17 protein-coding genes, 3 rRNA genes and 1 pseudogene are annotated in these 26,093 nt (G+C 69.0%); 6 read left to right on the top strand and 15 right to left on the bottom strand.

Annotated features, from left to right (window positions below):
- Window positions 1–165 precede the first annotated feature (165 nt).
- Together ABD946_RS29235 and ABD946_RS29230 are read left to right on the top strand one after the other, a co-directional pair.
- Complete coding sequence (locus ABD946_RS29235) at window positions 166–384, top strand: heavy-metal-associated domain-containing protein (protein WP_345288534.1); 219 nt, start codon at window positions 166–168, stop codon at window positions 382–384.
- Window positions 385–449: 65 nt separating this feature from the next.
- The gene (locus ABD946_RS29230; RefSeq protein ID WP_345288532.1) at window positions 450–2,720 is read left to right on the top strand and encodes a heavy metal translocating P-type ATPase; all 2,271 of its coding nucleotides are present in this window, start codon (window positions 450–452) and stop codon (window positions 2,718–2,720) included.
- Between the two features lie 62 nt (window positions 2,721–2,782).
- Here ABD946_RS29230 and ABD946_RS29225 read toward each other — a convergent pair whose 3' ends face one another.
- The 3 genes from ABD946_RS29225 to recD2 all read right to left on the bottom strand — a co-directional run bounded on the left by ABD946_RS29225 (window position 2,783) and on the right by recD2 (window position 7,728).
- The gene (locus ABD946_RS29225) at window positions 2,783–3,502 is read right to left on the bottom strand and encodes an SDR family NAD(P)-dependent oxidoreductase (RefSeq protein WP_345288530.1); all 720 of its coding nucleotides are present in this window, start codon (window positions 3,500–3,502) and stop codon (window positions 2,783–2,785) included.
- A gap of 483 nt (window positions 3,503–3,985) precedes the next feature.
- Window positions 3,986–5,275 (bottom strand): citrate synthase, encoded by a 1,290-nt coding sequence (locus ABD946_RS29220; protein WP_345288528.1) that lies wholly within the window; start codon window positions 5,273–5,275, stop codon window positions 3,986–3,988.
- 224 nt (window positions 5,276–5,499) lie between these two features.
- Window positions 5,500–7,728: an SF1B family DNA helicase RecD2 gene (recD2, locus tag ABD946_RS29215; protein WP_345288526.1), complete on the bottom strand. Its 2,229-nt coding sequence runs from the start codon at window positions 7,726–7,728 to the stop codon at window positions 5,500–5,502.
- Between the two features lie 91 nt (window positions 7,729–7,819).
- Here recD2 and ABD946_RS29210 point away from each other — a divergent pair, with 91 nt between their 5' ends.
- Complete coding sequence (locus ABD946_RS29210) at window positions 7,820–8,278, top strand: GNAT family N-acetyltransferase (RefSeq protein WP_345288524.1); 459 nt, start codon at window positions 7,820–7,822, stop codon at window positions 8,276–8,278.
- Window positions 8,279–8,372: 94 nt separating this feature from the next.
- Window positions 8,373–8,462, top strand: a pseudogene (locus ABD946_RS29205) (mycothiol transferase); the annotation flags it as partial.
- Window positions 8,463–8,516: 54 nt separating this feature from the next.
- Here ABD946_RS29205 and rrf read toward each other — a convergent pair.
- From rrf to ABD946_RS29175, 6 genes are all read right to left on the bottom strand, one after another.
- Window positions 8,517–8,633: ribosomal RNA gene (gene rrf, locus ABD946_RS29200) — 5S ribosomal RNA — on the bottom strand.
- 84 nt (window positions 8,634–8,717) lie between these two features.
- Window positions 8,718–11,839: ribosomal RNA gene (locus ABD946_RS29195) — 23S ribosomal RNA — on the bottom strand.
- A gap of 278 nt (window positions 11,840–12,117) precedes the next feature.
- Window positions 12,118–13,639 (bottom strand): 16S ribosomal RNA (locus tag ABD946_RS29190).
- Together the 16S, 23S and 5S rRNA genes form the textbook arrangement of a ribosomal RNA operon.
- 411 nt (window positions 13,640–14,050) lie before the next feature.
- A complete protein-coding gene (locus ABD946_RS29185) occupies window positions 14,051–14,848 on the bottom strand; it encodes a DUF3710 domain-containing protein (RefSeq protein ID WP_345288522.1) in 798 nt (265 codons plus the stop codon).
- A gap of 57 nt (window positions 14,849–14,905) precedes the next feature.
- Window positions 14,906–15,394, bottom strand: a complete 489-nt coding sequence (dut, locus tag ABD946_RS29180; RefSeq protein ID WP_345288520.1) for a dUTP diphosphatase — start codon at window positions 15,392–15,394, stop codon at window positions 14,906–14,908.
- The gene (locus tag ABD946_RS29175) at window positions 15,391–16,011 is read right to left on the bottom strand and encodes a PaaI family thioesterase (RefSeq protein WP_345288518.1); all 621 of its coding nucleotides are present in this window, start codon (window positions 16,009–16,011) and stop codon (window positions 15,391–15,393) included. The genes dut and ABD946_RS29175 overlap by 4 nt, the downstream gene beginning before the upstream one ends.
- Before the next feature lie 140 nt (window positions 16,012–16,151).
- On the opposite strand from ABD946_RS29175, the gene ABD946_RS29170 reads away from it, so the two are divergent.
- Window positions 16,152–16,604: a DUF3093 domain-containing protein gene (locus ABD946_RS29170; protein WP_345288516.1), complete on the top strand. Its 453-nt coding sequence runs from the start codon at window positions 16,152–16,154 to the stop codon at window positions 16,602–16,604.
- A gap of 251 nt (window positions 16,605–16,855) precedes the next feature.
- Here ABD946_RS29170 and ABD946_RS29165 read toward each other — a convergent pair whose 3' ends face one another.
- From ABD946_RS29165 to ABD946_RS29150, 4 genes are all read right to left on the bottom strand, one after another.
- Window positions 16,856–17,155, bottom strand: coding sequence for a DUF4193 domain-containing protein (locus ABD946_RS29165; RefSeq protein WP_345288514.1), 300 nt, complete (start codon window positions 17,153–17,155; stop codon window positions 16,856–16,858).
- A 449-nt stretch (window positions 17,156–17,604) separates the two neighbouring features.
- On the bottom strand, window positions 17,605–18,606 hold the full coding sequence (locus tag ABD946_RS29160) for an acyl-ACP desaturase (protein ID WP_380149864.1): 1,002 nt from the start codon (window positions 18,604–18,606) through the stop codon (window positions 17,605–17,607).
- Window positions 18,607–18,895: 289 nt separating this feature from the next.
- Window positions 18,896–20,194 carry a sensor histidine kinase gene (locus ABD946_RS29155; RefSeq protein WP_345288512.1) on the bottom strand — a complete coding sequence of 433 codons (1,299 nt, stop codon included), beginning with the start codon at window positions 20,192–20,194 and terminating at the stop codon, window positions 18,896–18,898.
- 99 nt (window positions 20,195–20,293) lie between these two features.
- Entirely contained in the window at window positions 20,294–20,947 is a 654-nt protein-coding gene (locus ABD946_RS29150; protein ID WP_345288510.1) for a response regulator transcription factor, read from the bottom strand.
- A gap of 654 nt (window positions 20,948–21,601) precedes the next feature.
- Here ABD946_RS29150 and ABD946_RS29145 point away from each other — a divergent pair.
- Window positions 21,602–21,787: a hypothetical protein gene (locus ABD946_RS29145; RefSeq protein ID WP_345288508.1), complete on the top strand. Its 186-nt coding sequence runs from the start codon at window positions 21,602–21,604 to the stop codon at window positions 21,785–21,787.
- A 163-nt stretch (window positions 21,788–21,950) separates the two neighbouring features.
- Here ABD946_RS29145 and ABD946_RS29140 read toward each other — a convergent pair whose 3' ends face one another.
- Together ABD946_RS29140 and ABD946_RS29135 are read right to left on the bottom strand one after the other, a co-directional pair.
- Window positions 21,951–22,745: an inositol monophosphatase family protein gene (locus ABD946_RS29140; protein WP_345288506.1), complete on the bottom strand. Its 795-nt coding sequence runs from the start codon at window positions 22,743–22,745 to the stop codon at window positions 21,951–21,953.
- Between the two features lie 72 nt (window positions 22,746–22,817).
- Entirely contained in the window at window positions 22,818–24,005 is a 1,188-nt protein-coding gene (locus ABD946_RS29135; RefSeq protein WP_345288505.1) for a ferrochelatase, read from the bottom strand.
- Window positions 24,006–26,093 lie beyond the last annotated feature (2,088 nt).

Genomic DNA, 26,093 nt, shown 5'->3' with positions numbered 1-26,093 from the left:
TGCGGACGGTCGCGCACCCAGTGTGTCCGTCCGGTTACTCTCGGCGGGCGACGTGACGACCGCAACACCGCGCACTGATCGCCATCCGATGCGGGGAATACCCCCTGGGGGTATGGTGTTATCAGAGTCGAACCCAGCCCCTGCGGAAGCCCATCGGAGGCACCCATGTCCAGCACCGTCACCTACTCCGTCTCCGGCATGACCTGCGGCCACTGCGAGAAGTCCGTCCACGAGGAGGTCTCCGCCCTGCCCGGCGTCCTCGACGTCCTGGCCGACGCCAAGACCGGCACCGTCACGGTCTCCTCCGCCTCCCCGGTCGACGAGGAGCAGCTGCGCGCCGCCGTGGACGAGGCCGGGTACGAGCTGGTCGGCCGCACCGCCTGAGCCCCCACCCCCTCCGGGGGCCGCCCGCCGGCCCCCGGGGCACGACCCGAGGAGAGCAGCCAGCGATGAGCACCACCGCACCGGGCATAGAGCCCGACGCCGTCCACGACCGGGTGGAACTCGCCATCGGCGGGATGACCTGCGCCTCCTGCGCGGCCCGGGTCGAGAAGAAGCTCAACCGGATGGACGGCGTCCAGGCCATCGTCAACTACGCCACCGAGAAGGCCCGGGTCGACTTCGGCCCCGAGGTGAGCGTCGCCGACCTGATCGCCACCGTGGAGCGCACCGGCTACACCGCCGAGCTGCCCGCCCCGCCGGTCACCGAGGCCGCCCCCGCCACCACCGAGCCCGCGAAGGCGCCCGACCCCCTGCGCGACCGGCTGGCGGTCAGCACCCTGCTCACCGTGCCGGTGGTGCTGCTGTCCATGATCCCGGCACTGCAGTTCGACAACTGGCAGTGGCTCGCCTTCGCCCTCACCGGCCCGGTGGTCTTCCACGGCGGCTGGCCCTTCCACAAGGCCGCCTGGACCAACCTCAAGCACGGCGCCGCGACCATGGACACCCTGGTCTCGCTCGGCACCCTGGCCGCCTTCGGCTGGTCGGTCTGGGCACTGTTCTGGGGCCACGCGGGCATGCCCGGCATGCGGCACGAGTTCTCCCTCGCGGTCGGCGGCGCCGACGCCTCCTCCACCCTCTACCTGGAGACCGCCGCCGGGGTCACCGTGCTGATCCTGCTCGGCCGCTGGCTGGAGGCCCGCTCCAAGCGCCGCGCCGGAGCCGCCCTGCACGCCCTGCTCGACCTCGGCGCCAAGGACGTCGCGGTGCTCCAGGACGGCCGCGAGGTCCGGCTGCCGGTCGGTCAACTGACCGTCGGCACGCGCTTCGTGGTCCGCCCCGGCGAGAAGATCGCCACCGACGGCACCGTGGTCGAGGGCACCTCCGCGGTGGACGCCTCGATGCTCACCGGCGAGTCCGTGCCGGTGGAGGTCGGCGTCGGGGACGCCGTCACCGGAGCGACCGTCAACGCCGGTGGCCGCCTGGTGATCGAGGCCACCCGGGTCGGCGCCGACACCCAACTGGCCCGGATGGCCAAGCTGGTGGAGGACGCCCAGAACGGCAAGGCCGCCGCCCAGCGCCTGGCCGACCGCATCTCCGCCGTCTTCGTGCCGGTGGTCATCCTGCTCGCCCTGGCCACCATGGTCACCTGGCTGCTCGTCAGCGACAGCCCCACCGAGGCCTTCACCGCCGCGGTCGCCGTGCTGATCATCGCCTGCCCCTGCGCCCTCGGCCTGGCCACCCCGACCGCCCTGATGGTCGGCACCGGACGCGGCGCCCAGCTCGGGATCCTCATCAAGGGCCCCGAGGTGCTGGAGACCACCCGCAAGGTCGACACCATCGTGCTGGACAAGACCGGCACCGTGACCACCGGCAAGATGACCCTGCTCGCCGTCCACACCGCTGACGGCGTGTCGGAGACCGAGACCCTGCGCCTGGCCGGGGCCCTGGAGCACGCCTCCGAGCACCCGATCGCCGCCGCCGTCGCGGCCGCCGCCACCGACCGCCTCGGCACCCTGCCCCCCGTCGAAGGCTTCGAGAACCTGCCCGGCCGCGGCGTGCAGGGCATCGTCGAGGGCCACGCCGTGGTCGCCGGCCGGGAGGCCCTACTGGCCGACTGGGCCCAGCACCTGCCGCCCGCCCTGGCCGACGCCAAGAGCGCCGCCGAGGCCGCCGGGCAGACCGCGATCGCGGTCGGCTGGGACGGCCAGGCGCGGGCGGTCCTGGTGGTCGCCGACGCGGTCAAGCCCACCAGCGCCGAGGCCATCACCCGCCTGCGCGCCCTCGGCCTGCGCCCGGTCCTGCTGACTGGCGACAACGCCGCGGCCGCCAAGGCCGTCGCCGCCGAGGTCGGCATCGACGCCGCCGACGTCATCGCCGAGGTCCTCCCCGAGGACAAGGTCGCCGCCGTGCGCAGGCTGCAGGAGGAGGGCCGCTCGGTCGCCATGGTCGGCGACGGGGTCAACGACGCCGCCGCCCTCGCCCAGGCCGACCTCGGCCTCGCCATGGGCACCGGCACCGACGCCGCCATCGAAGCCGGCGACCTCACCCTCGTCCGCGGCGACCTGCGCTCCGCCGCCGACGCCATCCGGCTCTCCCGCCGCACCCTCGCCACCATCAAGGGCAACCTCTTCTGGGCCTTCGCCTACAACGTCGCCGCCATCCCACTGGCCGCCGCCGGACTGCTCAACCCGGTGGTCGCCGGGGCCACCATGGCCTTCTCCTCGGTCTTCGTGGTCACCAACAGCCTGCGCCTGCGCCGCTTCGACGCGGCCCGCTGACCGGGAGCCGACGCAGCGTCAGGGCCCGGGACGGACAGACCGTCCCGGGCCCTGACGGCGTCTCAGCGGCCGAGCAGCTCCCCGCCGTTGCAGTGCAGGATCTCGCCGGTGATGAAGCCCGCCTCCCGGGAGGCCAGGAAGTAGACCGCCGCCGCGACCTCGCCGGACTCGCCGATCCGCCCCAGCAGGGTGCGGGCCGCCCGGCGGGAGACCTCCGCCTCGTCGAGGCGGGGGCCGAAGAACTCGGTGCCCGAGACGGTGCCCGGGGCCACGATGTTGGCCGTGATGCCGGAGGTGCCGAGCTGGGCGGCCAGGAAGTGGTTCCAGGCGTGCAGGGAGGCCTTGGCGGCCCCGTACGAGCCGGCCCCGCGCAGGGCGGCGATCGAACTGACCGTCACCACCCGCCCGCTGCCCTGGGTGAACCGGTCGCGGAGCGACTCGGTGAGCAGCACCACGGTGAGCACGTTCCGCTCGAAGTCCCCGCGCCAGCGGGCCAGCAGCGCGTGCGGGCCGCCGCCGATCACGGTCTCCCGGCTGCCGGCGTTGTTCACCAGCACGTCCACCTGGGCCGGCAGCGCGTCCAGCGCGTGCTCCACCGCGTCCGGGTCGGCCAGGTCGCAGACCAGCGGGGAGACGTTCGGGCCGAGGTCGGAGGCGGCTCTCTCCAGGACCTCCCGGCGGCGGCCGACGATCACGACCCGCTCGCCGGCCTCGGCGAAACGGCGGGCCACCTCGTACCCGATGCCGGTGCCACCGCCCGTGACGACGACGTTCCTGGCCATCTGCGCACTCCCTCCCTGCTCCGGCCACCGCAGCTGAGGGCGCGGCGGTCCGTCCCGGAATGGGTCGATTCCTATCACGCTCGGTTGCGGCGACTGTGGGGAGGGTGACGTAGCCCGTCTGAGATGGTGTGGTATGTGCCGTGTACCGGCCATGCACCCGGTCATGCACGGAGCGTGGAGAGAGCCAACTCACACCCCCTCCCCGTAACTTTGCGACCCCGGACACGTCTTACCTTTGTAGTACGACGGCTCCGGCCGTCGGGACGGGGCTCCGGCGGGCCCCGGTACGGCTGCCGAACCGTTTCGGCGGCCTCGCGCACGACGCCGGGGAGCGGTAACGGGCTCGGAACGCTTTGAGCGGCCGTTCCGGGCCCACCAGGACCGCCCCCGGGCGTCGTGCGCCGCGGGAACGCGGAAGGGCCCGGCTGCCAGTGGCAGCCGGGCCCTTCCGCGTCAGTGGGGCGCCCGTGAGGACCTCCCGGGTCAGCGACCCTCGAGCTTCACGTAGTCGCGGATCTCCACGCCGGTGTAGATCTGACGCGGACGGCCGATGCGGCTGCCCGGGTCGTTGATCATCTCGTGCCAGTGGGCGATCCAGCCCGGAAGCCGGCCGAGGGCGAACAGCACGGTGAACATGCTGGTCGGGAAGCCCATGGCGCGGTAGATCAGGCCGGTGTAGAAGTCCACGTTCGGGTAGAGCTTGCGCGAGACGAAGAAGTCGTCCTTGAGCGCGTGCTCCTCCAGCTTGAGCGCGATCTCCAGCAGCTCGTCGGACTTGCCGAGCTGGCCGAGCACCTCGTGCGCCAGGATCTTGACCTGGGCGGCACGCGGGTCGAACGCCTTGTACACGCGGTGACCGAAGCCCATGAGCTTCACGCCGTCCTCGCGGTTCTTCACCTTGCGGATGAAGGTGTCGACGTCGCCGCCGGTCTTCTGGATCTCCTCCAGCATCTCCAGCACCGCCTGGTTGGCGCCGCCGTGCAGCGGGCCCCAGAGGGCCGAGATGCCCGCCGAGATGGAGGCGAACTGGTTGGCGTGGCTGGAGCCCACCAGGCGGACCGTGGAGGTCGAGCAGTTCTGCTCGTGGTCCGCGTGCAGGATCAGCAGCTTGTCCAGCGCGTTGACGATGACCGGGTTGATCTCGTAGTCCTCGGCGGGGACCGCGAAGGTCATCCGGAGGAAGTTCTCGACGTAGCTCAGGTCGTTGCGCGGGTAGACGAACGGCTGGCCGACCGACTTCTTGTACGCGTACGCGGCGATGGTCGGGAGCTTGGCGAGCAGCCGGACCGTCGACAGGTGGCGCTGGCCGGCGTCGAACGGGTTGTGGCTGTCCTGGTAGAAGGTGGACAGCGCGCCGACCACCGACGACAGCATCGCCATCGGGTGGGCGTCCCGCGGGAAGCCCTGGTAGAAGCGCTTGACGTCCTCGTGCAGCAGGGTGTGCTGGGTGATCTCGTTGCTGAACTCCGCCAGCTGCTCGGTGGTCGGCAGCTCACCGTTGATCAGCAGGTACGCGGTCTCGATGAAGCTGCCCTGCTCGGCCAGCTGCTCGATCGGGTAGCCGCGGTAGCGCAGGATGCCGTTGTCGCCGTCCACGAAGGTGATCGCGGACTTGTAGGCGGCGGTGTTGCCGAAGCCGTTGTCCAGGGTGACCAGGCCGGTCTGCGGGAGCAGCTTCGAGATGTCGAAGCCGGCGTTGCCCGCAGTGCTCTCGACGACGGGGTACTCGTACTCGCCGTCCTGGTACCGCAGTACTACCGAGTTGTCGCTCACGTCTTCCTCACCGACGAAATGAATCCTCATCCAAGGTGCCCTGACTGACTCTACGATCCACCATCGGGCCGATCACCGTGCACCCGGGGTGGGCCGGAAAGGCCCTGCACCTACAAAAGCTGTCGCCCCACCCGGTATGAACCGGACAAGATCGGCACAGACTAGGTTCCGCCGTAAATCTCTTCACGTCAAGACAACCCATCAGGTCGGAGCGGCCCCGCTGATCAGCCGACCGCCAGCCGGTGGTCCAGCGCGGAGTGCCTGCGACCTGCGCTGACGGCCCGGACCGCCTGGGCTATCGCTCTGCGTGATCCGACCAGCACCACCAGTTTCTTCGCACGCGTCACGGCGGTGTAGAGCAGGTTCCGCTGGAGCATCGTCCACGCCGAGGTGGTGACCGGAATCACCACCGCCGGGTACTCGCTCCCCTGCGAACGGTGGATCGTCACAGCGTAGGCGTGGGACAGCTCGTCGAGCTCCGAGAACTCGTACGGCACCTCCTCGTCCTCGTCCGTGCGCACCGTCAGCCGCTGCTCCTCCACGTTGAGGTCCGTCACCACCCCCACCGTGCCGTTGAAGACCCCGTTCCGGCCCTTCTCGTAGTTGTTGCGAATCTGGGTGACCTTGTCACCTACGCGGAAGGTCCGCCCGCCGAACCGGCGCTCCGGCAGACCCTCGCGCGCCGGAGTGACCGCCGCCTGGAGGAGCGTGTTCAGCGCCCCCGCGCCGGCCGGGCCCCGGTGCATCGGCGCCAGCACCTGGACGTCCCGCCGGGCGTCCAGACCGAACCGCTGGGGGATCCGCCGGGCCACCACGTCCACCGTCAACCCGGCCGCCGCCTCGGTGTCCTCCTCCGCGAACAGGAAGAAGTCCGGCAGCCCGTCGGTGATCGGCGGCAACCCCTCGTTGATCCGGTGCGCGTTGGTCACCACACCCGACTGCTGGGCCTGCCGGAAGATCCTGGTCAACCGCACCGAGGGCACCGGGCTCTCCGGCGCCAGCATGTCCCGCAGCACCTCCCCCGCCCCGACCGAGGGCAGCTGGTCCACGTCCCCCACCAGCAACAGGTGCGCCCCGGGGGCCACCGCCTTCACCAGCTTGTTCGCCAGGATCAGGTCCAGCATCGAGGCCTCGTCCACCACCACCAGGTCGGCGTCCAACGGCCGGTCGCGGTCGTACGCCGCGTCCCCGCCCGGCCTCAGCTCCAGCAGCCGGTGCACCGTGGACGCCTCGGCCCCCGTCAGCTCCGCCAGCCGCTTCGCCGCCCGCCCCGTCGGCGCCGCCAGCACCACCTTGGCCCGCTTCGCCAACGCCAGCATCACGATCGAGCGCACCGTGAACGACTTACCGCACCCCGGCCCACCCGTCAGCACCGCCACCCGCTCGGTCAGCGCCAGCTTCACCGACTCGCGCTGCTCCGGCGCCAGCTCGGCCCCCGTCCGCTGCGCCAGCCACCCCAGGGCCGCCTCCCAGTCCACCCCCTGGAAGGCCTGCAGACGGTCGACGTCAGCCGTCAGCAGCCGCCGCAACTGGTTCGCCAGCGACACCTCGGCCCGGTGGAACGGCACCAGGTACACCGCCGTCACCGGCTCCCCCGCCTCCCCCGGCACCTGCTCCCGCACCACCCCCTCCGCCGCCACCAACTCGGCCAGGCAGTCGATCACCAGACCGACGTCCACCTGCAGCAGCTTCACCCCGTCCGCGATCAACCGCTCCTCGGGCAGGTAGCAGTGCCCCTGGTCACTGCTCTGCGAGAGCGCGTACTGCAGCCCCGCCTTCACCCGCTCCGGACTGTCGTGCGGGATCCCCACCGCCTGCGCGATCCGGTCCGCCGTCAGGAAGCCGATGCCCCACACGTCCGAGGCCAGCCGGTACGGCTCCTTCTGCACCACCTCGGTGGAGGCGTCCCCGTACTGCTTGTAGATCCGCACCGCCAGGGAGGTCGACACCCCCACCGTCTGCAGGAAGACCATCACCTCCTTGATGGCCTTCTGCTCCTCCCAGGCCGCCGCGATCATCTTCGTCCGCTTCGGCCCCAGCCCCGGGACCTCGATCAGCCGCTTCGGCTCGTTCTCGATCACCTCCAGGGTCTCCACCCCGAAGGCCGTCACGATCCGCTCCGCGAACCGCGGCCCGATCCCCTTGATCAGCCCCGACCCCAGGTACCGCTGGATGCCCTGCACCGTGGCCGGCAGCACCGTCGTGTAGTTCTCCACCATGAACTGCCGCCCGTACTGCGGGTGCGAGCCCCACCGCCCGAACATCCGCAGCGACTCCCCCGGCTGCGCCCCCAGCAACGCCCCCACCACCGTCAGCAGGTCGTGCTGCCCCCGCCCGGTGTCCACCCGGGCCACGGTGTACCCGGTCTCCTCGTTGGCGTACGTGATCCGCTCCAACACGCCCTCCACCTGGGCGAGCTGACGCTGCGGCGACTGCGCGGGCTGAGTACCCATCGGGCTGCCCCCTCGGATCGGTGACCGTGCGCTACGCACCGTACCGCCTCCCGGTGACAGTCCGTACCGGATCCGTCCTATCCTCACGATCATGACCGACAAGCTGACGATCCGTCCGGCCACCGAGGCCGACCTCCCCGCCATCGTGGCCCTGCTCGCCGACGACCCCCTCGGCGCCGCCCGCGAATCCCCCGACGACCTCACCCCCTACCTCGCCGCGTACCACCTGATCGCCGACGACCCGAACCAGCACCTGGTCGTCGCCGAACTCGCCGGCCAGGTCCTCGGCACCCTCCAACTCACCGTCATCCCCGGCCTCTCCCGCCGAGGCTCCACGCGCACCCTGATCGAAGCCGTCCGCGTCCACGCCGACGCCCGCGGCACCGGCCTCGGCACCACCCTCGTCGAATGGGCCGTCGACCGCTCCCGCACCCTCGGCGCCGAACTCGTCCAACTCACCTCCGACGCCACCCGCACCGACGCCCACCGCTTCTACGAACGCCTCGGCTTCACCGCCTCCCACCTCGGCTTCAAACTGGCCCTCGGATGAGCACCCCCGCCTTCGCGACCGACACCGAACGCGACGCCCTCAACGGCTTCCTCGACAAGCAGCGCACAGCCCTGCTCCGCAAACTCGACGGCCTCACCACGTCCCCATGATCGAGGAGACCGCCCGGCACGCCGGCCACGCCGACATCATCAGGGAGACGCTGGACGGTCGGACGGGAATCTGACCGGAAATGCGAAAAGGCCCCCCGGCTAAGCCGGGAGGCCTCTTCTGAATGATTGTTCGGCGGCGTCCTACTCTCCCACAGGGTCCCCCCTGCAGTACCATCGGCGCTGTGAGGCTTAGCTTCCGGGTTCGGAATGTAACCGGGCGTTTCCCTCACGCTATGACCACCGAAACACTATGAAACTGTCAACCGCACCATGACCTGGCCAGACCATGGGGTCGTTGTTTCAGAACAACACAGTGGACGCGAGCAACTGAGGACAAGCCCTCGGCCTATTAGTACCGGTCAGCTCCACCCCTTACAGGGCTTCCACATCCGGCCTATCAACCCAGTCGTCTACTGGGAGCCTTACCCTCTCAAGGAGGTGGGAGTGCTCATCTCGAAGCAGGCTTCCCGCTTAGATGCTTTCAGCGGTTATCCCTCCCGAACGTAGCCAACCAGCCATGCCCTTGGCAGGACAACTGGCACACCAGAGGTTCGTCCGTCCCGGTCCTCTCGTACTAGGGACAGCCCTTCTCAACACTCCTACGCGCACAGCGGATAGGGACCGAACTGTCTCACGACGTTCTAAACCCAGCTCGCGTACCGCTTTAATGGGCGAACAGCCCAACCCTTGGGACCTACTCCAGCCCCAGGATGCGACGAGCCGACATCGAGGTGCCAAACCATCCCGTCGATATGGACTCTTGGGGAAGATCAGCCTGTTATCCCCGGGGTACCTTTTATCCGTTGAGCGACGGCGCTTCCACAAGCCACCGCCGGATCACTAGTCCCGACTTTCGTCCCTGCTCGACCCGTCGGTCTCACAGTCAAGCTCCCTTGTGCACTTACACTCAACACCTGATTGCCAACCAGGCTGAGGGAACCTTTGGGCGCCTCCGTTACTCTTTAGGAGGCAACCGCCCCAGTTAAACTACCCACCAGACACTGTCCCTGATCCGGATCACGGACCCAGGTTAGACATCCAGCACGACCAGAGTGGTATTTCAACGACGACTCCACCCAAACTGGCGTTTGGGTTTCAAAGTCTCCCACCTATCCTACACAAGCCGAACCGAACACCAATATCAAGCTATAGTAAAGGTCCCGGGGTCTTTCCGTCCTGCTGCGCGAAACGAGCATCTTTACTCGTAATGCAATTTCACCGGGCCTATGGTTGAGACAGTCGAGAAGTCGTTACGCCATTCGTGCAGGTCGGAACTTACCCGACAAGGAATTTCGCTACCTTAGGATGGTTATAGTTACCACCGCCGTTTACTGGCGCTTAAGTTCTCAGCTTCGCCTAGTCGAAACTAGACTAACCGGTCCCCTTAACGTTCCAGCACCGGGCAGGCGTCAGTCCGTATACATCGCCTTACGGCTTCGCACGGACCTGTGTTTTTAGTAAACAGTCGCTTCTCGCTGGTCTCTGCGGCCGGCCCCAGCTCAAGGAGTAAATCCCATCACCAGTTCCGGCCCCCCTTCTCCCGAAGTTACGGGGGCATTTTGCCGAGTTCCTTAACCATAGTTCACCCGAACGCCTCGGTATTCTCTACCTGACCACCTGAGTCGGTTTGGGGTACGGGCCGCCATGAAACTCGCTAGAGGCTTTTCTCGACAGCATAGGATCATCCACTTCACCACAATCGGCTCGGCATCAGGTCTCAGCCTTAATGAGTGGCGGATTTGCCTACCACTCGGCCTACACCCTTACCCCGGGACAACCACCGCCCGGGCTGGACTACCTTCCTGCGTCACCCCATCGCTCAGCTACTACCACCTTGGTCCGACGGCTCCACCACTCCCCTTTGCCCGAAGGCTCCGGGGCGGCTTCACGATCTTAGCATCAGAAGGTTCGCCGTTGGCGCTTCAAAGCGGGTACGGGAATATCAACCCGTTGTCCATCGACTACGCCTGTCGGCCTCGCCTTAGGTCCCGACTTACCCTGGGCAGATCAGCTTGACCCAGGAACCCTTGGTCAATCGGCGCAAGAGTTTCCCACTCTTGTATCGCTACTCATGCCTGCATTCTCACTCGTGAACCGTCCACAACTGGATTCCTCCGCTGCTTCACCCGGCACACGACGCTCCCCTACCCATCACAGCAGGCGTTGGCCCTATAGCTGCAATGACACGACTTCGGCGGTGTACTTGAGCCCCGCTACATTGTCGGCGCGGAATCACTTGACCAGTGAGCTATTACGCACTCTTTCAAGGGTGGCTGCTTCTAAGCCAACCTCCTGGTTGTCTCTGCGACTCCACATCCTTTCCCACTTAGCACACGCTTAGGGGCCTTAGTCGGTGTTCTGGGCTGTTTCCCTCTCGACCATGGAGCTTATCCCCCACAGTCTCACTGCCACGCTCTCACTTACCGGCATTCGGAGTTTGGCTAAGGTCAGTAACCCGGTGAGGCCCATCGCCTATCCAGTGCTCTACCTCCGGCAAGAAACACGTGACGCTGCACCTAAATGCATTTCGGGGAGAACCAGCTATCACGGAGTTTGATTGGCCTTTCACCCCTAACCACAGGTCATCCCCCAGGTTTTCAACCCTGGTGGGTTCGGTCCTCCACGAAGTCTTACCTCCGCTTCAACCTGCCCATGGCTAGATCACTCCGCTTCGGGTCTTGGGCATGCAACTCAACCGCCCTATTCGGACTCGCTTTCGCTACGGCTACCCCACACGGGTTAACCTCGCTACACACCGCAAACTCGCAGGCTCATTCTTCAAAAGGCACGCAGTCACGAGATGCACAGCAAGCTGCACATCCGACGCTCCCACGGCTTGTAGGCACACGGTTTCAGGTACTATTTCACTCCGCTCCCGCGGTACTTTTCACCATTCCCTCACGGTACTATCCGCTATCGGTCACTAGGGAATATTTAGGCTTAGCGGGTGGTCCCGCCAGATTCACACGGGATTTCTCGGGCCCCGTGCTACTTGGGAGAAGCTCAAGCGAGCCGCACAGATTTCGTCTACGGGGGTCTTACCCTCTACGCCGGACCTTTCGCATGTCCTTCGACTATCCATACGGTTTCTGACTCGCCCAGCCGCCGGCAGACGACTGAAGAACTTTCCCACGACCCCACGATGGCAACCCCTGCCGGGTCTCACACCAACGCGGTTTAGCCTCATCCGGTTTCGCTCGCCACTACTCCCGGAATCACGGTTGTTTTCTCTTCCTGAGGGTACTGAGATGTTTCACTTCCCCTCGTTCCCTCCACACACCCTATGTGTTCAGGTGCGGGTGACAGCCCATGACGACTGCCGGGTTTCCCCATTCGGAAACCCCCGGATCAAAGCCTGGTTGACGGCTCCCCGGGGACTATCGTGGCCTCCCACGTCCTTCATCGGTTCCTAGTGCCAAGGCATCCACCGTGCGCCCTTAAAAACTTGGCCACAGATGCTCGCGTCCACTGTGCAGTTCTCAAACAACGACCAGACACCCAAACTCAACACCACTTACATGGCGCCTCGCATGAGGCCGGCATCTCTGAAGCAACAACCTCACGGCCGTTCCCTCAGGACCCAACAACGTGCCCGACACACCAGACGGTGTCCTGTGTTCCACGCCGAAGCAGTACTAACAGGGCCTACCTAGTGTGCCGAATAGTCAACGTTCCACCCATGAGCAACCGTGTGAGACATTCGCTCACATCCGGCTATGTGCTCCTTAGAAAGGAGGTGATCCAGCCGCACCTTCCGGTACGGCTACCTTGTTACGACTTCGTCCCAATCGCTGGTCCCACCTTCGACGGCTCCCTCCCAAGGGTTAGGCCACCGGCTTCGGGTGTTACCGACTTTCGTGACGTGACGGGCGGTGTGTACAAGGCCCGGGAACGTATTCACCGCAGCATGCTGATCTGCGATTACTAGCAACTCCAACTTCATGGGGTCGAGTTGCAGACCCCAATCCGAACTGAGGCCGGCTTTTTGGGATTCGCTCCGCCTCGCGGCATCGCAGCCCTTTGTACCGACCATTGTAGCACGTGTGCAGCCCAAGACATAAGGGGCATGATGATTTGACGTCGTCCCCACCTTCCTCCGAGTTGACCCCGGCAGTCTCCTGTGAGTCCCCATCACCCCGAAAGGCATGCTGGCAACACAGAACAAGGGTTGCGCTCGTTGCGGGACTTAACCCAACATCTCACGACACGAGCTGACGACAACCATGCACCACCTGTATACCGACCACAAGGGGGCGCCCATCTCTGGACGTTTCCGGCATATGTCAAGCCTTGGTAAGGTTCTTCGCGTTGCGTCGAATTAAGCCACATGCTCCGCTGCTTGTGCGGGCCCCCGTCAATTCCTTTGAGTTTTAGCCTTGCGGCCGTACTCCCCAGGCGGGGAACTTAATGCGTTAGCTGCGGCACCGACGACGTGGAATGTCGCCAACACCTAGTTCCCAACGTTTACGGCGTGGACTACCAGGGTATCTAATCCTGTTCGCTCCCCACGCTTTCGCTCCTCAGCGTCAGTAATGGCCCAGAGATCCGCCTTCGCCACCGGTGTTCCTCCTGATATCTGCGCATTTCACCGCTACACCAGGAATTCCGATCTCCCCTACCACACTCAAGCCTGCCCGTATCGAATGCAGACCCGGGGTTAAGCCCCGGGCTTTCACACCCGACGTGACAAGCCGCCTACGAGCTCTTTACGCCCAATAATTCCGGACAACGCTCGCACCCTACGTATTACCGCGGCTGCTGGCACGTAGTTAGCCGGTGCTTCTTCTGCAGGTACCGTCACTTGCGCTTCTTCCCTGCTGAAAGAGGTTTACAACCCGAAGGCCGTCATCCCTCACGCGGCGTCGCTGCATCAGGCTTTCGCCCATTGTGCAATATTCCCCACTGCTGCCTCCCGTAGGAGTCTGGGCCGTGTCTCAGTCCCAGTGTGGCCGGTCGCCCTCTCAGGCCGGCTACCCGTCGTCGCCTTGGTAGGCCATTACCCCACCAACAAGCTGATAGGCCGCGGGATCATCCTGCACCGCCGGAGCTTTCCACCTTCAACCATGCGGAAGAAGGTCATATCCGGTATTAGACCCAGTTTCCCGGGCTTGTCCCAGAGTGCAGGGCAGATTTCCCACGTGTTACTCACCCGTTCGCCACTGATCCACCCCGAAGGGCTTCACCGTTCGACTTGCATGTGTTAAGCACGCCGCCAGCGTTCGTCCTGAGCCAGGATCAAACTCTCCGTGAATGTCTACCGGTAATCCGGCAAGCACCCGCGTTGAGCGGCACGGCAACCACCGGAATAGGGCGGTCCCGCGCACTGCGTCCTCGCTAGTGTTTACTTCATAAAGGAATCTCCAACCCCACCGAACGGTGAGGCCGGGGATGTCAACATATCTGGCGTTGACTTTTGGCACGCTGTTGAGTTCTCAAGGAACGGTGGCTTCCTTCGGTCCGCCTTCCAGCGGGCCCTCCGGGCGCTTCGTTCGTTTTTCCCAGCCTATCAGACGTTTTCCGCTCCGTTTCACCGGAGTTTCATCCATCTGACCTGCTTTTGTTCGCTGCTCTCGCGGCGACTCCGGAACTGTACGGGGATCGGCGCCCCACAAGCAAATCGCCCCCGCCCGGCGGACCGGGCGGGGGCGAAGCGCGCTGCGCGTCAGCGGACCTCGGTGATCTCCGGGCCGCGGGCGAAGGGGTCGAGCGAGGCGTCCGCGAAGCGGGAGCCGGCGCCCTCGACAACGCCCGCGCCGCCGTCGGCGACCATCTGGGCGTCCTCGGGGAGCTTGAGGACGATCGGGTCGCGGGGGGCCATGGGGGTCTCACCGCGGACCACGACGGTCTGCTGGAAGACCTGCTCCAGGACGCCCGCCATCTCGGGCTGGACCGCGGCCTGGCCGGAGATGACGCCGCGGAGGAACCAGCGCGGGCCGTCGCAGCCGACGAAGCGGACCAGCTGGACACCCTGGGTGCCGTCCGGGAGCTGGACCGGGACCTGGGCGCGGAGGTGCCAGCCCAGCGGGCCCTCCTCCTCCTCGACCAGACCGCCCTGCTGGGTGATGCCGGTGGCGATCTCCTCGCGGACCTCGCCCCAGATGCCCTCGGACTTGGGGGCGGCGAAGGCCTGCAGCTGGATGGCGCTGTTGCCCAGGACCAGGGTGGCGGCCACGATCGCGTCGCCGGCCACCTCCACCCGGAGCTCCATGCCCTCGACGCCGGGGATCAGCAGACCGCCGAGGTCCACCCGGCCGTCCTGCGGGGTCTCGAGCTCGGAGACGTCCCAGGGGCCCTCCGGGCGCGGGGCCGGCGGCAGGCCGACCCGGTCGGCGGGGTCGATGCTGTTCTCGCTCTCGGAGTCGGCGGAACCTTCGACGTCATCGGCCGTCTCGTCGGCGCTGATGGCGTCGTCGGCGAGCTGCTCGACAGCGTCCTCGCTCTTCTGGCGACGACGGAACACGGTCACTGTCCTTCCCGGTCCAAGACCGATGCGAATACCTGCTCGACTACTGCTCGGCTACTGCGCTGGCGCGGGCATGGTAACCCTGTCGTGACCTCCGGTCGACCCGAACCCGCCTTCTCCCCGGGACGAACCGGGCAGTTCGGCCACCTCGTGGAAGAGGGCCTTCTCGACCTGCTGGATGACCAGCTGGGCGATCCGGTCCCCCCGGCGGAACTTCACGGGCTCGCGCGGGTCCAGATTGACGACGATCACCTTGATCTCACCACGGTACCCGGCGTCGACCGTCCCCGGGGCGTTCACCAGGGCAACGCCGCACCGGGCCGCGAGGCCGGAGCGCGGGTGCACGAAGGCCGCGTAACCGTCGGGCAGGGCGATCGCCATGCCGGTGGGGAGCACGGCCCGCTCGCCCGGGGCCAGCTCGGCGTCCTCGGTGGTGCGCAGGTCGGCGCCGGCGTCGCCGGGGTGCTCGTACGCGGGCAGCGGGATCTCCGGGTCCAGCCGGGTGATCAGGACGTCTACCGGCGGGCGGGCGGTGGTGCTCACGGGTTCACCTCAAGGGCTCGGGCGCGTTTGAACAGGTCCGGGTCGTCCATGGCCTTCTTGATGTCCTCGGGACGACCGTGCGTGGTGAAGTGTTCCAGCTTCACCTGGATGAAGAGTGCCTGGGCGCGGATCGCGACCGGTCCGTCAGGTCCGCCGATCCGGCCCTCGGCGGCGCTGTAGATCTTGCGGCCGTGCACACCGGTGATCCGGGCGTGGATGTGCAGCTCCGAGTCGACGGGCACCGGGCGGACGAAGTCGCACTCCAGGCGGCCGGTGACGGCGGGGGCGTTCAGCAGCCAGTTGAGGGTGCCGATGGTCTCGTCCATGGCGGTCATCAGGACGCCGCCGTGGGCCAGGCCGGGGCCGCCCTGGTGGCTGGGGCGGACGGTGAAGCGGGCGGTGACCTCCAGGCCCTCCCCGGCCACCGCGTCGAGCTGGAGGCCCTGGGGGTGCTGCGGGCCGCAGCCGAAGCAGTGGTCGTAGTGCGAGCCGAGGTGGGTGCCGGGCGCCGGTGCCTGGGGGTGACGGGGCGGCAGCACGGCCTCGGCGGGCGGGGTGGTGGGCGGGAGCGCCGGTGGGGCGGGCGCTGCGGTGGGGGTGTCGGTGGAGGCGTTCACGCCCGCGACCCTACCGGCGGGTAGCTTCCGGTGCACGGGGTGTCCGGCGCCCGCCCGCACGGACGCCCGAGGTGCCCGGGCGGGCCTCCGGCGGGGCCCCCGGAGGCCGTGGGCGGCGTTGGCGCACCCACAATGGAGGCATGTACGACGAACGCCTCACCGTCCCGCGCAGCTGGTGGCTGCTGCCCGTCGCGCTCGGCCTCACGCTGGGCCTGATCATGATCCGGTTCGACGCCGTCGCGGCCCTGGTCGCGCTGGTGATCGGCCTGGTCCTCGGCGCGGCCGCGCTGAGCAGCTACGGCTCCGCCCGGATCCGGGTGGTGCAGGGCTCGCTGGTGGCGGGGCAGGCCCGGATCCCCGCCGAGGCGCTGGGCACCGCGCACGTGCTGAACCCCGCCGAGACGGTCGCCTGGCGGACCAGCAAGGCCGATCCGCGCGCCTTCATGCTGCTGCGCAGCTACGTCCCGACGGCCCTCCGGGTCGAGGTGACCGACCCGGCCGACCCGACGCCGTACGTCTACCTGTCCACCCGCTCGCCGCAGAAGCTGGCCGACGCCCTGGCCGACGCCCGCCGGGTCGGGCGCACCAAGTAGGCCCGAGCGGCGCAGGTCCGCGCCGGGCGGCCCCGGACACGGAGGAGGGACGGCTCCGCGTGGTGTCACGCGGGACCGTCCCTGTGTTCCGGTACTGCTGCCGCTCGGCCGGACGGACCGGCCGTGCGGTGGTGCGGGCGCGACCGCCGGAGCGGCCGCTGCTGCTGCCTCCGGCCTTGCTGCCCAAGGCCGGGCGGGGTGGTGTGCCGGGCCGGCGGTGACCGTCGGACCCGGGCCGTTCCCGCTCCGGCTCAGGCGCCGCAGTCCACGCAGATGGGCTGGCCGTTCTTCTCGCCGGCCAGCTGGCTGCGGTGGTGCACCAGGAAGCAGCTCATGCAGGTGAACTCGTCCGCCTGGCGCGGCAGCACCCGGACGGAGAGCTCCTCGTTGGACAGGTCGGCGCCGGGGAGCTCCAGGCCCTCGTTGGCGTCGAACTCGTCGACGTCCACCGAGCTGCCGGACTTCTCGTTCCGGCGAGCCTTGAGCTCCTCGATGCTGTCTTCGTTGACGTCGTCGTCAGTCTTGCGTGGGGTGTCGTAGTCCGTTGCCATTGTTCGCTCTCCCCCTCTGGGTGTGTGCGGGTATCTCCAGCGCACGTAACGCATGGGGGGCCGGTCTTGTGCCCGACCCGAGGCCGAGATTTTGCCTTACTTCAAGCCCCGTTACTCAATCGACACCCTCAAACGGCCCCCTGGGGCACGTCCTGAGGGGCCGTCAGGGGTTCACGCAGAGCTGCCACCGCCGGTGCGACAGGGCACTCGGATGGTCACGCTGAGCGACGGCCGCCGAGGGGACAATTCGCCAACTTACCTGCAACGCCATGGATTTGACGCTACGTCGACAATTGTCCCCGCCGAACGGGCCGTCACCCTGCGGAGCCGATTCACCCTGATCGGTGATCACCAAGAGAGATCATCCGAACGGGTCGAGGGCGTTTGTGTGAGATCCGTCACAGTCTGAACTTTTCGGGCAAATCCCGAAGAATCCTCCTGCCCCGCGACTACTTCCGAGCGGCCGCGGCGGCCCTGCGCGCGAGCAGGGCGGCCTGCCGCTCGTCGAACTTGGTGGCCTGCGCGTCCAGCCCGTCCAGGAAGGCGCCGAGCTCCTGCTGGGCCAGCAGGCCCTCCGGGCCCAGGCCCCCGATCTCCATCACCTTGAGGTGGCGCAGCACCGGCTGCAGCACGTCGTCGTGGTGGATCCGCAGGTTGTAGACGCCGCCGATGGCGATCTGGGCCGCCGCGCGCTCGAAGCCCGGGATGCCGTGGCCGGGCATCCGGAAGTTGATCACCACGTCGGCGACGGCCCGCATGGCCTGGTCCGGGGCGATCTCCAGGGCGGCCTTGAGCAGGTTCCGGTAGAAGATCATGTGCAGGTTCTCGTCGTTCGCGATCTTCGCCAGCAGCTGGTCGGCGAGGGGCTCGCCGGCGCACTTGCCGGTGTTGCGGTGCGAGATCCGGGTGGCCAGCTCCTGGAAGGCCACGTAGGCCACCGAGTGCAGCATGCTGTGCGCGTTGTCGGACTCGAAGCCCTCCGACATGTGCGACATCCGGGCCCGCTCCAGCTCCACCGGGTCGACCGCACGCGTGGCCAGCAGGTAGTCACGGATGGCTATCCCGTGCCGGCCCTCCTCGGCCGTCCAGCGGTGGACCCAGGTGCCCCAGGCGCCCTCGCGGCCGAACATGGTGGCGATCTCGTGGTGGTAGCTGGGGAGGTTGTCCTCGGTCAGCAGGTTGACCACCAGGGAGACCCGGCCGAGCGGCGTCACCTGCGACTGGTCCAGCGACCAGGCCTCGCCGCCCAGCACGCCGTCGAAGTCCCGGCCCTGGCTCCACGGCACGAACTCGTGCGGCATCCACTCCTTGGCCACCTTCAGGTGCCGGTTGAGCTCCGTCTCCACGACCTCCTCGAGCGCCATGATCAGCCGCGCGTCGGTCCAGCCGGTGGTCGCGAGCGGGGCGGCGGTGGGGGCGGCGACGGTGCGCTGCACGGGTGCGATGGTCACGGTGCTCCTCGGGCGGGCAGGGACGACGGCGGTCGCGGTCGGGCCTGGGTGGCTGCGATCCACCTTACGGCTGCGTAGGTTACGACACCGTAAGTTCTCCCGGCGGCAAAAGACAAGCCGCCCCCGCCAGGGCATATGTCGGCTGACTTGCCTGGCGGAGGCGGCTGTTGGGCGATCGTGGACGTAACGGAATGCTCCGGACACGGAGCGACGCGGAGGCACCGGGGCGGCCGGTGGGGGCGGCTGCGGGGGCACGGGGACGGCGGGGCGGCGCGGGGACGCCCGGAGGTCAGACTCCCGGGATCCGGACCCGGATGGTGAGCCCGCCCCCGGGGCGCGCGGTGGCCTCGATGGCGCCTCCGTGCGCCCGGACCACCGAGCGGACGATGGACAGGCCCAGGCCGACCCCCTTGTCGCTCCTGGTCCGGTCCGCGCCCTTGACCCGGCGGAACGGCTCGAAGATGTGCTCCAGCTCGTAGCCGGGCACCACCGGCCCGGTGTTGCTGACCGTCAGCTCTCCCCCACCGCCCGGGGCGGGGGCGCTGGTGATCTCCACCCAGCCGCCGGGGGTGTTGTAGCGGATGCCGTTCTGCAGCAGGTTGAGCGCGATCCGCTCCAGCAGCACGCCGTTCCCGCCGACCACGGCGGGGTGCAGCTGGGAGCGCACCTCCACCTCGCGGCCGGCCGCCTCCGGCTTGGTCACCTCCACCGCCCGCTGGGCCACCTCGGACAGCTCGACCGGGCGGCGCTCGGTCAGCTCGTTGTCGCTGCGGGCGAGCAGCAGCAGGCCCTCGACCAGCTGCTCGCTGCGCTCGTTGGTGGCCAGCAGGGTCTTGCCGAGCTGCTGGAGGTCGGGCGAGGCCGCCGGATCGGAGAGCTGGACCTCCAGCAGGGTCCGGTTGATCGCCAGCGGGGTCCGCAGCTCGTGCGAGGCGTTGGCGACGAACCTGCGCTGGGAGTCGAAGGCCCGGTCGAGCCGCTCCAGCATCTCGTCGAAGGTGTCGGCGAGCTCCTTGAGCTCGTCGTCCGGGCCGTCCATGTCGATCCGGCGGTGCAGGTCCGACCCGACCACCTCGCGGGCGGTGCGGGTGATCCGGTTGAGCGGCTGGAGCACCCGGCCGGCCAGTGCGTAGCCGAGGATGAAGGCGATCACGGCCAGGCAGACCATGACGGTCAGCGACTTGCGCAGCAGGGTGGTGAGCGAGTCCGCGGACTCCTGCTGCTGGTACTCCCGGATCAGCTGGTTGAACGTGCCCTCGGTGGCCACCTGGCCGTTCGGCAGGGCGACCTGCACGTTCGGCCCGAGCCTGATGTACGGCAGCGAGGCGTCGTGGAAGGCCTGCTGGACGAAGTAGTACATGAGCAGCAACAGCAGCACGCCGGCCATCAGGAACATCCCGCCGTACAGCAGGGTGAGCCGGATCCGGATGGTCGGGCGCAGCTGGAGCCAGCCGAACAGTCCGCCGCCGCTCGCCGGCTCGGCCGGCGACGGGGCCGCTGCCACGGCCGGGGGTTGGGTCGGCTGCGGCGGTGCCGGGGTGCCTCCGGGCGCGCCGGAGGACCCGCCGGGCGAGGGCGGGGTGGTCATGGCTGTCCTCTCGGGTGCGGTCCGGGGCCGGGGCGGTCCGGGGCCGGTGGTGGGTGGGGCCGGTCGGGCTGACGCGGCGTCAGGTCGGCTGGCCCGGACTCAGATCCGGTAGCCGGAACCGGGCACGGTGACGATGACGGCCGGGTCGCCGAGCTTGCGGCGCAGCGTCATCACGGTCACCCGGACCACGTTGGTGAACGGGTCGGTGTGCTCGTCCCAGGCCTTCTCCAGCAGCTGCTCGGCCGAGACCACGGCGCCGCCGGCCCGCATCAGGACCTCCAGCACGGCGAACTCCTTGGGGGCCAGCTGGATCGGCCGCTCGTCCCGCAGCACCTCGCGGCGGCCCGGGTCCAGCGAGATCCCGGCCCGCTCCAGCACCGGCGGCAGCGGGACGGTGGCCCGGCGGCCGAGCGCCCTGACCCGGGCCACCAGCTCGCTGAAGGCGAAGGGCTTGGGCAGGTAGTCGTCGGCGCCGATCTCCAGGCCCTCGACCCGGTCGCTGATGTCGCCGGAGGCGGTCAGCATGATCACCCGGGTGGCGAGGCCCTGCTCGACGATGCTGCGGCAGACGTCGTCGCCGTGCACCAGTGGCAGGTCGCGGTCGAGCACCACCACGTCGTAGTCGTTGACCGCGATGCGCTGGAGCGCGGCCTCCCCGTCGTAGACCACGTCGACGGCCATGGCCTCCCGGCGCAGACCGGTGGCCACTGCTTCGGCGAGCAGCTGCTCGTCCTCCACGACGAGAACCCGCACGGTGGTTGTCCCTTCTACGGCTTGGCTGCGGCCCACCGTGGCGGTGCCCGGGCAGGCCGTGGTGCGGCCGGGCGCGGACACCGGCGCGGACACCCACCGGCCTTGCGGCGGCGGGGCCGGGCACAGCGGTCCGACGGTGGCTCCATCCTGCCTGGTCGGGCGGTAAAGCAGCGATAAGACCGACCGGCAGTCGGGGGGTGGAAGAAGGAGCGGCGTTGGGGTGCGTGCCTCGGCGGCGCCGACGAGGAAGTCCATGCGGAGCATCGGCGACCGAGGAGAAGCCGGCGAGGTGCGCACCCCGGCGTCGCGACGCCGCCCCCCGACTGCCGGTCGGTCTCGACCAGGGCACGTCAGGTCGAACGGTTCCGTGTTCGGACTGTGACGCGGGCAACTTTCCGTCCCCGTCAGGTTTCCCGGCGGTGGTGGCGGGGAGTAGAGCTGCACACCCACGATCGCGCCGAACGCCGATCGTGGTCACCACCCGCCGTGCGTTCATCCGCACCGGTCCGGGTTTCGGAGTCACATAGGGCGGCCGCAGGCCGTTGACGCACCAGCCGGGGGAGCAGGGAGCCCGGCTGGGGCGTTCCCGTTGTCGCCGTCATCCGGATCGGGGAACGCCGGACCGTGCCCGTCCGACACCGTAAGGGGGCCCGAATGGACGCCTTCACCGCCGGGATCATCCAGCGCATAAGGAACGCCGAGGAAGACCTGCACCGCGCTCTCGCCTCCGGGGACGAGTTCCTCGCCGAGGTCGAGCAGTCCGAGCTGGACGACCTCCGCCGGCTCGCCGCCGAACACGGCGTCGACCCGGTGCAGGAGCTGCACCGCTCCGCCGCCTGACCCAGCGCCACCCGCACCGCCGCGCCACCCGCACAGACCGAGCCCTGGCACCCCCCGTGTGCCAGGGCTTCGTGCTGCCCGGGCACAACGGGCACGGGGTGCGGGAGCGGGGGTGCGCGTACGGGGGTGCGGGAGCCGGGGGTGCGCGTGCGGCTGCGGCCCGTCAGGCGCCGAGCTCGGCCAGCCGGGCGGTGAGGCGCTCGAAGGTGGCCGGCGGCGCGGCCACCGTGAGCCCGTCGCCGGCCGGTTCGCCGGGGCGGCCGCCGGAGACCCCGCCCGCTTCGGCGACGATCAGCAGCCCGGCGGCCCGGTCCCAGGCGTGCAGGCCGCGCTCGTAGAAGGCGTCCAGCCGGCCCGCCGCCAGGTCGCACAGGTCGACCGCCGCGGCGCCGCCCCGGCGGATGTCCCGGACCTCCGGGAGCAGGCCGAGCAGCACCCGGGCCTGCTCCTCCCGGACGGCCCGCACGTAGTTGAAGCCGGTGGAGACCAGGGCCTGGCCCCAGGGCGGGGCCGGGCGGCAGCGGATCGGGGCGCCGTCCAGGTGCGCGCCGCGGCCGAGCACGGCGTGGAAGAGCTCCCCCCGGGCCGGGACGGCGACCACCCCGACCACGGCCCGCCCGTCCAGCTCGGCGGCCACGCTGACGCCCCAGGAGGGCAGCCCGTACAGGTAGTTGACGGTGCCGTCGAGCGGGTCGACCACCCAGCGCACCCCGCTGGTGCCGGGCCGGTCGGCGCCCTCCTCGCCGAGGTAGCCGTCCTGCGGGCGGCGGGTGCCGATCAGCTCCAGGACGAGCTTCTCGGAGGCGAGGTCCATCTCGGTCACCACGTCCACCGGGCTGCTCTTGGTGGCGGCCACCCCGAGGTCGGCCGGGCGGCCGTCGTGGAGCAGGGCGCCGGCCTTGGTGGCGGCCTCCAGTGCCACGTCGAGGAGTTCGTCGAGCAGGGCGGGATCGGGCACGGGGTTTCCTTCCGACGGTCCGTCAGGGTGACGCGGCGTCAGGACGACGCCGCGTCAGTTCGGCTCGGCGGCTCAGCGTTCGGCGGCGGCCGGACGCGGGGCGCGCGGGTTGGGGCAGCAGGCGACGGCGCACACGTCGTGGCTGGGGCCGAGCGCCCCGAGCGCACACCGTTCGGGGCGCTCCCCGCGTTCGGCGGCCGCGCGCTCCAGCACCAGCTCGCGCACGGCGGCGGTGAAGCGCGGGTCGGCGCCGACCGTGGCGGCCCGGGTGACCGGCAGGTCCAGCTCGGCGGCCTTGGCGGCGGCCTCGGTGTCGAGGTCGTACTTGACCTCCATGTGGTCGGAGACGAAGCCGATCGGCACCACCACGGCGGCCGGGGCGCCGGCCTCCTTCAGGCCCTCCAGGTGGTCGCAGATGTCCGGCTCCAGCCACGGGACGTGCGGCGCGCCGCTGCGGCTCTGGTAGACCAGCTGCCACGGACGGCCCGTCACGCCCGTGCGCTCGGCGACGGCCTCGGCGACCAGCCGGGCCACCTCCAGGTGCTGGGCCACGTACGCGCCGCCGGGCTCGCCCCGGGCCGGGTCGTCGGGGGCCCCGGAGCCGTCGGCCATCGCGTCCGGGATGGAGTGCGTGGTGAAGGCGAGGTGGGCGCCGTCGCGGGCCGCGGCGGGCAGCCCCTCCAGGGCGGCGAGGGTGGCGTCCACCATCGGCTCGACGAAGCCGGGGTGGTTGTAGAAGTGGCGCAGCTTGTCCACGCCCAGCCCGGTGACGCCCTCTGCCTCCAGGGCGGCCAGCGCGTCGGCCAGGTTCTCCCGGTACTGGCGGCAGCCGGAGTAGCCGGCGTAGGCGCTGGTGGCCAGCACCAGCACCCGGCGGTGACCGTCGGCGGCCAGCTCGCGCAGGGTGTCGGTCAGGTAGGGCGCCCAGTTCCGGTTGCCCCAGTAGACCGGCAGGTCAGGCCGTGGTCGGCGAAGTCCTTGCGGAGGGGCGGCCAGCAGCTCCGGTTCTGCTCGTTGATCGGGCTGACCCCCGCCGAACAGGAAGTAGTGCTTGCCGACCTCGGCCAGCCGCTCCTTCGGGATGCCTCCGGCGCGCGGTGACGTCTCTACAGGAGACCACGTCCTCGGGGGCTCCGGTCCGCCGAAGGAGAGACAGCAGCAGGGCGTCGCGTACGTGGGGCCGGCACGGATGTCCCCGCCACGCGGGCGAGTGAGGGTGCGCGAAGTCGGTGCATGCGGCGACACGATCGTCTCGGCCACCAAAGGGACGTTCCCCGGCGCAGGTCCACAGACTAGGAACGGAAGCATCAGGATACTGTTCGCCGCTGGGCTCGTAGTGCTGTGTACTGCGTGACGGTCCGAGTGTTGCCTTGACCTTTCGCACGCTAGCGAGCCTCCGCGCGTGCGCTGTCCGAGTCGCTAGCCGCTGGCCCAAGAGATCTGTCGCTCGCGGCTTCCATGCGCGACCCCGGCTAGCCAGCGCCTTCTCGAGTCGTCCGCGGATTCAATTGTATGCCGTGAGTGCCGATCTCGATAGACCGCCGGATACGCGAGCAGTCATCAGCTATGGAAGCTGCTGAGTATGCCGCGAGCTGCGCGAGAGCGCGCTACGGGGAAGTGCGTGGCGCAGGCCCGCTGGTGCTCGGCCGCAGTGGCCGTCTCCGGTCGCGCGTGCTCTGGGCGCACCCTAGGTCTCCGCACGGCCTGGTCGACACCTGCGTACAGCAGGCAGCGGCGGATCCACCTTGCCCGCGGAGCCGCGCGGTCACGGATTTACTGCCGCCGGCGTGAAGTCGGAGCTGACTGTCCATGCTGCCCGGGGCCTGACACGCGGGGCCCAGTCTGGACGCGCTTCCTGCGCCCGCGAGTCGCGGCAATGAGCGCGAGCATGCCCCATCGCCGCACGGCTCGATGGTCGCGCGGCCACGCATTGCTGCGCAGAGACCTGTACCGACAGCTCGCCCCCGCCACAGGCTTGGCACACCACCGCGTAAAGAACTCAGCTCGCGAGCGCGGTGCGTGGACGAGCCACTCTAGACTTGTCATCAAATCGGGGCCCGGATCCTCTCACCGCATCACGACTAGGCCACCAGCTGTCCTCTCAACGCGACGTCCGGCAACCGTGCTGCTGCGCGGGCGTCCGTTCTGCATGGTCGGCGTGCCGCTGCCTCTCCACCAGCCCAGCGCGCGCGACGAGGCGCACGGTGCGCTACCGAGGACGCACCGGGCGCGGCCGCGTCGAGCGCCTCCTCTCTCAAGGGTCCCTCCAGGTGCTGGTTGGCCAGCCTCAGTCGTGGCTGACCTGCGCGTCTTCGGTTCGGTCGAGGTGTCACGTCAGCCTGCGCCGTACGCCGATGGCCAGAGCACAATGAGCCTGACCGCGTGCGTGGTGCTGGCGATCTACGCGCACCCGCTCGCGCTCCTGCGCCTAGCGCCGGCGGTCGTGTGCCTCGGCGCAACGCTGTTGAGCGTCACCGGAGTCGCATGGCCGCACGCTCTCCTCGTCGGGCCGGTCGTCCGCTCGATGGCTGGCCAGCATGGTGCCGCCTGGTGGTGTGCGTGGCCCTGCGCTGGTGCGCGACCCGCGCGGGCTGTGCGTGGACGCATCCGCGCGACGACTGCTTTCGTGGCGCGGCGAGGTCTGCATACTCGCCGACCTGATCACGCGATGGCGCTGGTCGAGCGAGCTGATGCGGCCACCAGCTGACCGAGGACTGACCTGGACCACCAATCCGGCCGGACCTGGCGTGCCGCTCTCGGGTGGGAACCGGTTCGACACAGACTCGGTGGCCTGGTGGTGGACGCGGCGAACGCTCGGCCGGGTACTGGGTGCGGGTGGCCTCCGCCGCTTCGGCGCGCCTGTGTCGACCCCTCGGCGGCATCTTCGGCGGCTGCGCGCGGAGGCTGCCGCCCCCGTAGCGCAGCAGGCCCGTGGCGGTACTGAGACCGCTCTACGAATGATCGTCGTGCGTGACCCCGGACCCTGTTTTTCCGGGGCGCGCGGCGACTACGCTCCCCACTACTCCACGGTTACGGCGCGGGCCGGCCCGGAGCGGAGGCACCCCATGCCCTCAGGCCAGCGCTGCGGAACTGGGCCGAAACCATATCGCCCGGCCAGCCGACGGCGACGCCGCGCTCGGTCGAGGGGAGCATGTCGGCCCTGATCGGCCACGGCCGCAGAGTCGATGGCCGGACGGCTGAAGGCGGTCGGCTCCGGCCACTCCTTCCCGCGATCGCCTCCGCCTGGGGACGTCGCTGCTGATGCCACCCCGACGGCCTGTCCGCGCTGCGCGCTCGACCGCGAGGCCGGCACGTCACAGTCGAGTCCCGCTTCCCGCTCTGGAAGCT

Source organism: Kitasatospora albolonga (assembly GCF_039535905.1).
Lineage (GTDB): Bacteria > Actinomycetota > Actinomycetes > Streptomycetales > Streptomycetaceae > Kitasatospora > Kitasatospora albolonga.
The sequence above is the reverse complement of the archived record's forward strand: the minus strand, read 5'-3'. Positions and strand labels throughout refer to the sequence as shown.